Here is an 11579-nt window from a genome sequence, read left to right as displayed (position 1 = left end):
GCGATATGTTGCGACTCGATTGAGCCTTCGTAACGCCAAAGCTCTTGGCCATGGCGATCATACATGACCGTGACACTGCCGCCGATCACAAGCTCCGGCTCCCCATCTCCGTTCACATCGCCTACCCAAATACAGTCTGCGTGATCATCCAAATCCCGACAGCTCCAGAGCAGCTGACCATCATGGTCAAGCAGGTCATAACCAGCCATGACTTCATCGAGCCCGTCACCGTCGAAATCGTATACCCAAGGAAAATGCCCAGGGTTTCCTTCGTGTTTCCACAAAAGATTAAACCCGGAATCGAGCGCCCACAGAGTATGGTAGCGATCCTTCAGGATGATATCCCTCGCTCCCGCCGCATCGCCGCCTGTCAAATTCGCTACGATAATACAATCGTGAGCGTGCTCGCTTGGCAATTCATGCGAAGCCTTTACCTGCCCATTTTGACCATCCAAAATCAAAAATCGATTATCCATTACACACAATACCTCTAAGCGTCCGTCTCCGTCGATATCTGCAATTTGCGCTGGATAATCCGACCCTTGACTCCCCGCCCCAGAGTCCGGCTTGCCAGTTTGCCAAAGTAAGTTCCCCTCCAAGTCGAACGCAGTCAAACATTGCACTTGATGAGGAATGTACCTTACATCCTGGCGGTTGTCAGGGTGCACCATGAGCACCTCCATCCGGCCGTCTCCGTTTAGATCACCGAGCAGCATTTTGCAGCGGGGCCCTGCCGCCTGAATATCTATTTTGCCAATAAGAAATGGTTCATTCAACGTCTTTTGCATGTCATATCCCTCCATATGTAAAACTTTTTATTAAGGCGCAAACACCTGCATATTCGATTATTCCGCGATAAAAGGAGCCATTTGGCCTTCCTCCGGTAACGTGTCCGGGATGAACTCCAATGCGATAATGGTGTTCAAAGACCATTGAGCTGCCTCATTCGTGTTCATCCAATCGATCTCCTTAAGCTCGTTCACATGCTTGACATGCGAAGCGTCTTTTTGCAGATCAACCCTGGCGAATTGGCTGCCCAGAAGAATGGACCAGCACGCGCGCGCGGTTACCTCGTCCTTCTTATAGTAGGCGCCAAAAGCCACGATCGCCGCACTAAGCACAGGATGTTCGAAATGTTTGGTGCTGATCTCTCCTTTCGTCAGCAGGTCCTTCTCTTCTTGCGATTTGTTATAGTAAACGCCAAAGTCGGCCAGCATTTCCTCCCATTTCGGATCCTTCAGCATATCGGCGAGCTCGAACCATACTTGCGGGCCACCCATACAAATCGCCAAATGGCGATCCCAGTTATCATCGCCAAGTGGCGTCAACACGCCAGTTTTCGGGTCATAGCCATAGGTTGGTCCGGAGATCAGGCCGTAATTCGCGCCTTTGATGCATGCGATCCCTACGATAATTTTGTCCCGATATGCCGTGTCCTCATAACGTTCCCAACGGGTCATCCAGTTGGAGCTGAAGGCCGCCCAATCCGGGCCCACACGGACATGTGTCGGGTGCTCGTCCTTAGGGAAGTAAGCTCGCATCGGGYCCAAATTTACAGTCGTAAAATCGGAATCCTTTACTTCATCCATGATATCTCCAATACGCTCGTCAGCCGTCAAATAATAGTAGTACCGATGCAGGCCGGCCATGGCAATACGCGCTTCCTTGCAGCCGCAGCCCCAATGAACCACATTATGCCGTGAACCAAGCCCGGCATATTCGCCGAAATGGTACACGTCGACTTCGCTCGTGTGCCGGGTCATCGCCTCTGCCATGCGGAAAATATCCCCCCGGCCTGAGCGCAAAAACATGATCCACAGCCACATATTTGGCGCCAGCTCCGTATTTTGCCAAGCACATCCGCCGAGATCGTAGTTCCACACATGTCTAACCGGGTCATAACTATGCATGTAATCGCCATAATCCCAGAACCCGTACCATTTGCGCTGCTCCACTTCGTCCTGGTAGAACGCGATAATGCCGTCCAGCCGCTGCTCCAGCGATCCTTTCGTCATGCCGCTTCGATCAGGAAGGCTCCAATAACCAAAAGCGCGCGCAGCATGATAATACGCCGGTTCGCAAACAAGCAAAGACGGATCTTGAGTCTCCGCAAGCAAGCTATCCAGCAGCTCAGGTCCTGGTGTCGCTGCCAAGCACCATAATGTCATCTCACTCGTGTTAGCGATTCCATACGGCGTGGCGCGGAGTTCCTCCGCACCTTCATACGACGACTCTACATGTGTTTCCGTATCGTAATGGCGGAGATCCATTGGCGCGCTGTCCGGCGACCAGAGCCACACCGTCAAAGCGGCTTCCGCCTCTGCCATGCCTTGCACGTCAAAACCTGACGGATGCTTCTCCCAAAAATGGCGCAGCCCAGCAGCCAGGCCGCCGCCTTCCCCGCCAACGTAGCCAAGCCCGCCTGCCCGCTCTCCATCGGTCACTTTTACCCAGCTGCATATGGCCTTCGTTTGCTTCCAGATCCGGTAGTGATCGGAAGAATCCTGAACCAGCTTAAAGCTGTCCCACGTTGCCGAATCTTCCAGCAAGCTTAAGAAATAGCCGTCTTCCTGTGGATCGAAGACAACCTCCTCGCCTAGTGTCTGACGTTCAAATAGCTTCCGGTATTTCCCTTTCGTGCGCCGTGTGTGCAGCGTTTTGGGCGATTCGCTAAAATACCCTTTATCCCCGGCAAACCGGACATGCCGGTTATAGTGGGCACCTCGCATTGGCACCGCAAAACGGATGCCAAGCCCTTTAATAAAATCCTCGTTCGGATTGCCATCATAATGGAACGTATGCACAAGCCGAATCGACTCCAAACCCGCATAAACATACAGTCGCATTGAAAAAGGCAGCCATTCCCGCGAGCCATTCACCGCTCGATGCCTGCCGCTAAGCTTCACCACCGCGCGGACGGGCCCGCTCTGTTCCACAACCACCTGATGGATGCGGCTCTCGAACGGTTCTTCCGTTATCGTGCGAACCCCGGATACCTCTGTCCGCGATTCCTTCAAGCAGATCAAGTGACCTCCGCTGCAGACCTCTGCCCCTTGGCGAACGATGCTGCGGAGCCAATGAGCGCCATGCTTGCCCAGCGTACACACCATCACACCTGTATCCAGCGTAATCGTATCATCTGTCTCTTGAACGATGACACGTTTGTCAGAGACAGGCCCGCTTCCTTTTTTAATGACTAAACTATCCGTTGTCTGGTGTGGAACTGCTGCCGCATGTGCCGACCACTTCACACTACCATCCGGCCAATAAGCCGTCGGCCAGCTTTGCAGCGGGATTGCCCCCTCGCCGTTTGCATGCGCTAGAAGCAAGGACTCCTCCCTGCGCAGCTCGCCTTCCCTCCACGGTATTCCCCAAGTCATCCCAACTGGCATAGACATGGCTTTATCTTTGGTTAACCAGCTCAGTTTCACTTTCGTTTCCGATGTCAAACGTATGCATCTCCCTTCCCCTCATAGCTACATTGTAGAAATGTGACCTCTTGCCTACAATGAGACATTATTGACGGGGCTGCTTGGGCGATTTGCACTTTTTTATGCCATTAAAACAATATTGTTTACAGGTTCAAATGCTTCGGCTGAGCTCCCGATAACGGGTCGGCGTCATGCCTTCCAACTTTTTAAATATACGGTTAAAATAACTGTGCTGATAGCCGACCTGATCGGCAACATCGCAGATTTTAATCTCTGACTCGCGCAATAATTCTTTGGCTTTCTCCATACGCAGTTCTGTTAAATAATCGATAAAATTTTTCCCGGTTACCTGTTTGAACGTCTTGCTGAGGAAAAAAGGATTGGTGCCGGTATGATCCGCACAATTGTCGAGCGAGATATCATTCCTATAATTTTGCTGCAAATAAATCATTGCTTGCTCAATCATACGCTTGACCTGTGCATCGGAGCGGCCCGACAGCTCCTTCTGAAAAGGGGCAAGGACCCTGTCCTGGAACCACTCCAGGATTCTCCTCGGCTCCCTGATTTGGGAAAGCTGCTCATACAAATTCGCCCCTTTGAACAGCCGATTCGGGTTAATGCCGGAAACCATAATTGYGTGCTGAACGTTGCCGAGCAGATGCAGCATGCCTTGCTGCACGTCGATTTCTTTGGCTCCTTTGCCAGACAGCGTTTCGAGGAAAGAGGCCAGCATGTCATGCACCTCCTCTTCCCGGCCGGTACGAAGCGCCTGAATGAGCTCCCGCTCCAGCGCAAACGGGTATTGCGGCTCCGCAGCATCATCTCCATTAAGATGATCCTTCTCCATATCGATAATTTGGTTTACATTTTCAAAATTACGGTAGCTGACTGCCTGTTTCGTTCTATCAAAAGCAAGCGGAACATCGGAAATATGCGCCACTGGACGGCTGATCGCGATGGTGACGTGCATTTTCAGAATGCGATTAATGTACTGTGTCAACTCTTCACTGAAAATCTCAAAAGCGTCCACGACAGATTGATTTTCCGGTGTAATAAGCAAGAGACCTGCCGTAAGGTCATGGAAATTGAGCGTATCGCATTGCTCGAAATGTTGGGAGGCCAGCTCCTTGATCATGTTAACCGCCGCAAACGTCACAAGCCCCTCATCGCCATGGCGGAACGTCCCATCCAGATTCGTCATACCGACTAACTGGACGTACAGTACAGTAAAATGCCGATGCCTAACATCCCACTTAAATCGCTCCATACGGCGAAGCAAGTCTTCCTCCGAGTATTCGTTCAGGTAGCCCTGTAGCAGCTGGTGTAGAAAGCTGTCTTTCACATGCGGCAGTTGTTCCCTGAGTTTGGTATTCAGCTCAAGACTCTCCGTGTGCAGGTCTCGCCACTGCTTTTCGAGCACGGAGAATTCGTCTGCTCGACCTGCCCAATTCGCATGACTGCCTAGCAGCGTGACGAGTCGTTTGACCGGCAAATATATGCTTCGCGAAGCCAGCCAAGAAAGCAAAGCCGCGAGCAGCAAAGCAATTAAACTTACCGTGATGATCAGCTTAGAAATAAACATCACAGGCGAAATAATGCTGGTGATTGGAGAAGCGGATACGTAAGTCCAATCGTCGGCAATTCTGGATAAGCTGCCATAGGAAACCGTATAGGTCTTCCCTTTGTAATCTAAAAAGAAGGAGCCTTTGGGAGAGCCCAACGTTGCAATTTTCTCCCGCAAAGCCGTGACGAACGGCGAATTGGAAGCGCTTCCGCTTGATGAGACATAAAGCTCGCCTGAATTTTGCAAAACGAAGGTTTCCCCTTCATCATACGGCGTCATCGTTCTCAACATGTTCGCAATTTTATCGTTGTCGAATCTAAACACTAACACGCCAAAAGGATGCAAGCTGCCTCCTGGAATATGGTGAATTAGCGTCAGATCCTTCGTATCAGGATGAGTCGTATCAAAAGCCCACTGCGTCCAGTAGGTAACATTTTTGCCGTGAATCAGCTTATCGTACATGCCCGAAGTCGTCTTGTTATCTAGCATGGTATATTCAGGATTAAAAAGGACTGTGCTCGAACCGCCGACATATAGCTCCGCCTTCTTGACCAGCGCATTGGAGCCCTGCATAGCGATAAGCGTTCTCGTAATATCTTGCGTTCTTTCGAAGTTTCTCACGAAATCGAAGCCGTTCAGGCTATAGTCGAATTTATTGTCAAATGCCCAGTGTGAGAGGAGCAGCTCAAGATTACTCAATTGATCGTCAATGTTCTGGGAACGCTGCTCAATTTGCCCATAGTGCAGCTGCAGCAGCTCGCTCTCGACGCGCCCGCCGGCCATCCAGTACACCAGCGCACCCATAATGAGTCCCGGGATGCCGGAAACGATAAAAATCATGATTAGGCTTTTTCTAAAAAAGCGGCCTTTGCCGCCGTCTGTCCGGCCCTGCATGTTACCGAATCTTGCTCTAACGGTGCTTAAGCGCATGTTTTCACCAACCCATTCTTAAGTTTAGCTTCCAACTATTTACACTATAACCTTGAGCATATTACGGAAAGTTGGCGGGCGGAAGTTAATTATCAGTGTATTTCCCCTACTTTTCCGACTTTTTAAGGGAACTCCCCCGCATATGCGGGGTGGGGTACGGGTGCGGGTGCGGGTGCGGGTGCGGGTTGGTGCGCATCCCCCCAATTAAGGGAACTCTATGCCCCTATTTTGGCGAAAAGCACAGTTTCGGGGGTTGGTGGGGAACTACAGGTTCTTATTTCACCCCCATCAGCCAAATATTGGCCCCACGTGGTGAAATAGCGGACCCTAGTTCCCCCTACCCGCCCAAATCGCTGTTATTGGCGAAAATAGCGTCCTGTAGTTTCGCGCGCCCGCTCGTGACATGATGGCAACAAGCAAAAGACACGTAGGATCCGCTACTTCATTAGCGGATCCTACGTGCCTGTGTGCTCGCTTGCATCTACCCTAAACTACTCAACCATTACTGCACTACGGCGTCGCCTTCTTTGGTATAATGTTTGCCTTCCAGGCCATAACCAGCCATTGTGGTAAGCTCAGGCGAGTTCATTTGATCCAGGAATTTCAGCACGCGTTTCACATCGTCTTCCGTCTTCACAGACGATTTCGGAATAGCAAGCAATCCTGCGAAACCGGAGGTTGGCAGCGCTTTGAGGCCCGATTTCCCTGTAACGCCAATCATGTTATCGATGTAGTGAATGTCCGGCTGATCCTTGCCTTCCTTCGCAAGCGTCTGGTGGATTTTATCGTCCAAGCGAGCCGCATTATCCGTAACGTCAATGATGACGCCGGCTTGGTTATTGACGACTGGGTCGTTCCATTTGGCCGAATCAAATACAGCAAAGTCCTGGTTGATCAGCTTTTCATCATACAGCTTTTTCATGAATTTCAATGCTTCCAGATATTCCGGTGTTTGATGCTCAGGCACCAACTTACCGTCAACGACACCCCATTTGTTCGGGGCGCCGAACCAAAGCTTCATAATATCAAAGCTGCTTGCCCATTGACCGGTCCATTTCACCATGACCATACCGTACGTGTCATTTTTACCGTTTTTATCCGGATCCTTCTCTTTAAACGCTTTCAACATATTGTAGAAATCGTCAATTGTTTTTGGCGGCTGCATACCCACTGCTTCCAACCAGTCTTTCCGGTAGTTAATCCCGTTTCTGCCAAGCGCGCGTCCACGGTAAACGCCGTAGTTTTTGCCATCAATAGAAGAGTTGTTCATGATGATGGAATTCGCCTGACTTAGCGTCGGGAAATCCTTCAAATACTTGCCTACTTCCCAGAACGCGCCGGACTTCGCTGCATTCACAAAGCTCGGATTTTTTACGTCAGGTACATAGATGATGCTTGGAAGCTTGCCAGAAGCGAGCGTGATGTTGAATTTATCGGTATAGGACGCATTAGGTACCCATTCCAAATGGATGTTCGTGTTGGTCTTTTTCTCGATTTCCGTCACAACCGGGCCGTCGTCCTTCGGAAAGTTCGTTTTGAAAATCGGCAGCATGACATTAAGATCCAGTGGAGCTTGCTGCTGGGCAGGCGTAGCTGCGCCTGGTGCAGCTGATGCTGAGGTTGAAGGAGTGGTTGCGGCATCCTTACCTCCGCTGCTGCAGCCAACTAAGGTTGTCATAGCCACCGTACTGACTGCTGCGACGGAAATCCATTTTTTTGAGTTCTTTTTCATATGATCGCTCCTCCTTTACAATGGGCAGTCTCCGGGCATGGCCTAGGCTGAATTGCCAAGAAACTGTAAAGATTAACTATCGTAATCCGTTTACCCTTTGACCGATCCAATAAGGACCCCCTTGGCAAAATGCTTTTGCAGGAACGGATAGACGAGCAAAATAGGGATGGTGCCGACGACGATGACCGCCATTTTGATGGACTGCTCCTGCTGCTTCACGAACTGCGGATCGACTGTACTCATATCGCCTGCAGCCATTTGCGAGAGCAGAACAATCTGTCTCAGCATGACCTGAAGCGGCCATTTGGCAGGATCGTTGAGATACAACAAGGCGGAGAAAAAGTTGTTCCAGTGACCAACCGCATAAAACAAAGTGAATGTCGCCAGAACGGGCATGGACAAAGGAAGAACAATGCGCCAGAGAAGGCCTAGTTCTGTGCAGCCATCAATTTTGGCCGCTTCCTCCAGCTCTTGCGGGAGCTCTTGGAAGAAGTTTTTGACGATGATCAGATTAAAAGCGCTGATAGCCCCCGGAATCATTAGAGCCCAATACGTATCAATCATATGCAGCTCGCGAATAACGATATAAGTCGGAATCAACCCGCCACCGAAGAGCATAGAGAAAACAATCATGTTTAATACCGTATTTCGGCCCATCAGCCCTCTTTTGGATAGGGCATACGCCATTGTTACGGTGAAAAATAAATTGACCATCGTGCCCAGAACGGTTACGTAAAGCGACACCCAAATACTTTTCAAAATCGTATCCGTTGAAAAAATAAATTCGTAAGCCGATAAAGTGAACGTTTTGGGAATCAGGAACACCGCTCTTTGCGTCAACTCCGAATCCGAGGCGAAAGAACCAGCCACCACATAGATGAAGGGCAGAACGGCCACGATCCCGATGATGCTAAGCAGGATATAGTTGCTTACGTCGAATACGGTCCCTGATAAGCTTCTGTATTTTTTATTCAATGTGCCTCTCCTCCTTCACCTAATAAATGCCGGATTGGCCGAAACGCTTCGCCAGCCAGTTTGCGCCGAGAACAAGAATGACGCCGATGATGGCTTTGAACAAACCAACCGCTGTACTATAACTGAACGCGCCTTGCGTAATCCCCATCATATACACATAAGTATCGAATACTTCCGCTGTTTCCCTGTTCAAAGGGTTCAGCATCAAGAAAATTTGCTCAAAACCGTTGTCCAGAACATCCCCCATCCGAAGAATGAGGAGAATGATGATCGTACTTCGAATCGAAGGCAATGTAATATGCCATACCTGTCTGAAGCGGTTTGCGCCGTCCATAATGGCTGCTTCATATTGTTCAACATCCACACCTGCCAGAGCGGCAAGGAAGATGATTGTGCCAAATCCGCATTCCTTCCAAATGGTCTGGAGGATGATCATCGGACGGAACCACTCCGGACTAGCCAGGAAATCGATTTTGTTGCCCGTATACTGCTCCAGCATCTCATTCACAATCCCGCCTTGCGTTGTCAGGAACACATACGTCAAGCTCGCCACGATTACTAATGAAATAAAATGAGGCACATAAATCAGCGTTTGAATCGTTCTTTTGAAGAAAGCCAAGCGAACTTCATTTAAGAGCAGTGCTAGAATGATTGGTGCCGGAAAGAAAAACAGCAAATTATAAAATGAAAGTAAAAGTGTGTTACGCAGCAGCAAGAAAAATTCAGGGTTCGTGAAAAACACACGGAAATGCTCCATGCCCACCCAATCGCTTTTCCAAAAACCTAGAAATGGCTGGTAGTTTTTAAAAGCAAGCAGCACGCCCCACATCGGGACATATTTGAAAATGATGAAATATAGCAATCCCGGAGCTAATAGCAAGTACAGCCATTTGTCTTTCAGCAATCGTCCCGTTACGCTTGCACGGCGTTTCGCATGCTCACGGGTACCCGGTTGCGTTATTTCTATTGAATTAGGTGCAGTCACCCGTTTCATCCACTTCACCTCCAAGAAAGTTGGTCGCCTCGCGAGCGGTGTAGATTCAGTATGCCGCCATATCCATTTTCCGCCTATCGGACATTTTTGTAAGCCCTTCCAACCTGCTGTTTTGGCCGAAATCAAGAAAATGCAAACGCGGTAAAACAGTCGAAACCCCGCTTATTTCCTGGTGCAAACGGCTCAAAAATGTTCGATTGTATGAAATGGTGGTCCATCATCGATACCGTCATGTATACACCGACGTCATCGCAGCAGGCTGGAGCTCGGACGATACGCGTATAGGGGGAGTCGCTTTATTTAAGGAAAAAGAGGCTGCCCCAGAGTCATCATAGATGACTGAAGGGTCGCCTCTTCGTCCTTAAATAACTGTCTGTAGGATCAAGGGGATCGTCCCCCTTCACCGAACCGTTCACGCGGCGAAGCTGATTCCATATTAACGGGAAATCCTCCCGTTATTTCAGCATGAACACCTTTGAAAATCCAGTTAACTGGAAAATCTCCAGTTAATTCGCTCCGAAACCCTACTTCCCAGCTCAAACGCCTCAATTAACGGCAGAAATGCCATTTATTCTTGTTATAGCTGCGTAACTCCACGGAATAGCGGAGGTATTTCCCGTTAATTGGAAGAGGCTGCCCCAGAGTCATAAACATGACCAAGGGGTCGCCGCTTTGTTGGGTTCACGCTTCGTTGGTTTCACGCCGAGCTGTTGCTTCGCTAACGGACACAGTCGCCCTTATTCGGCGAAAATGTGGCCTATACACAAGCTAACGGACTCCAGCGCAGCTATTCGCATTATTCTTGCGTAATTAGCGTGTCTATCCGCCGATTAACGGCTATGGAGTCCGTTACCCCTGAAATATGGGGCAATTTCCGCATATAACGGCAACGGTGTCCGTTAGAGTTAAATAAACACGCCCTCTGCCGGTATGCAAAGTGAACATGCTTTCATCTCGGAAGGTGTGGGGCATTGGATATGAAATAAATCGAATATTTATGCAATAAAGCAAGTTTATCATAATCCTGCAGTGTGAAATGTTTTCGTAATACAGCTACACCCTGCTCAGGGTCTTTGCTTTCAATAGCTCGCAAAATCACTTTATGCTCACTGATCATAGTCCGACAATGATCTGAACTCGGCTCCATTAAGAAACGGACCCGTTTGCTATTCATTGACTTTTGCTGCAGGACAGCCCATGTTCGCTCCATATTGCACGCAACAAAAATCCGTTCATGAAACTGATCATCGAGTTCGATGCATGTTTTGAATTGCTTCTCTTCCAGAGCAAGCTCCTGTTGTTCAAGCAAATCCTGAAGCACGTTTATTTGTTCCGCCGTCATCCTCATACAAGCTAAGCGGATTACTTCTACTTCCAGCTGCTCACGGATGAAACCGGTTTCATCAACATGTGCCAAATCAATTTTCGTGATATAGCAGCCCTTCTGAGGAATAATTTCAACTAATCTGACTTTCGCCAGCCTCGCAAATGCTTCACGAATGACCCTTCGGCTTACGAGCATCATTTCCGCTGCCATCGATTCGGAGATCAGCATCCCTGGCTTCCAGCTCATCTCAATCATGTTATCCCTCAACGTTTCATACACTTGGTCTCGAACAGAACCACTCAAATCATGAAGTTGCAAAGACAATGGATTCACCCCTATAGAAAGATAGATTTCTTCCCTTCATTTCACTAGGTCGGTAGGATTCATGCCGGTATATTTCTTGAACAGGTTGCTAAAATAAGGAACGTTTTTATACCCAACTCTTTTGGCCACTTCATAGACCAACATATTGCGATCCAAGAGCAGCTCCTTTGCTTTTTCGATTCGTACGCGCGTCAGATAGTTGTTAAAGCTTTCTCCCGTAGCGTTTTTGAAAATAATGGCAAGATAATTTCTTGAGACGTAAACTTGACTCGTAAAATCACTGAGATTAATATCCTCCATAT

7 protein-coding genes and 1 pseudogene are annotated in these 11579 nt (G+C 49.0%); all 8 read right to left on the bottom strand.

Going from position 1 to position 11579, the window contains the following annotated elements:
- Positions 1-788: FG-GAP-like repeat-containing protein (locus AC1DUA_RS17365; protein ID WP_477500964.1), on the bottom strand; the 788-nt coding region annotated here is incomplete at its 3' end.
- 57 nt (positions 789-845) lie between these two features.
- Positions 846-3449 (bottom strand): exo-rhamnogalacturonan lyase family protein, encoded by a 2604-nt coding sequence (locus tag AC1DUA_RS17360; RefSeq protein ID WP_477500963.1) that lies wholly within the window; start codon positions 3447-3449, stop codon positions 846-848.
- 133 nt (positions 3450-3582) lie between these two features.
- Positions 3583-5925 (bottom strand): helix-turn-helix domain-containing protein, encoded by a 2343-nt coding sequence (locus AC1DUA_RS17355; protein WP_477500962.1) that lies wholly within the window; start codon positions 5923-5925, stop codon positions 3583-3585.
- A 508-nt stretch (positions 5926-6433) separates the two neighbouring features.
- Positions 6434-7657, bottom strand: a pseudogene (locus AC1DUA_RS17350) (extracellular solute-binding protein); the annotation flags it as partial.
- A gap of 90 nt (positions 7658-7747) precedes the next feature.
- On the bottom strand, positions 7748-8632 hold the full coding sequence (locus tag AC1DUA_RS17345) for a carbohydrate ABC transporter permease (protein WP_477500961.1): 885 nt from the start codon (positions 8630-8632) through the stop codon (positions 7748-7750).
- Positions 8633-8651: 19 nt separating this feature from the next.
- Positions 8652-9626, bottom strand: coding sequence for an ABC transporter permease (locus AC1DUA_RS17340; protein WP_477500960.1), 975 nt, complete (start codon positions 9624-9626; stop codon positions 8652-8654).
- Positions 9627-10575: 949 nt separating this feature from the next.
- Positions 10576-11277: a GntR family transcriptional regulator gene (locus AC1DUA_RS17335; RefSeq protein ID WP_477500959.1), complete on the bottom strand. Its 702-nt coding sequence runs from the start codon at positions 11275-11277 to the stop codon at positions 10576-10578.
- 36 nt (positions 11278-11313) lie between these two features.
- The coding region (locus AC1DUA_RS17330; RefSeq protein ID WP_477500958.1) for a helix-turn-helix domain-containing protein at positions 11314-11579 on the bottom strand (266 nt) is incomplete at its 5' end.

The sequence above is a fragment of the Paenibacillus sp. 01T422 genome, from assembly GCF_056398785.1.
Note: the sequence above shows the minus strand (reverse complement) of the source record. Positions and strands in the feature narration are given on the sequence as shown.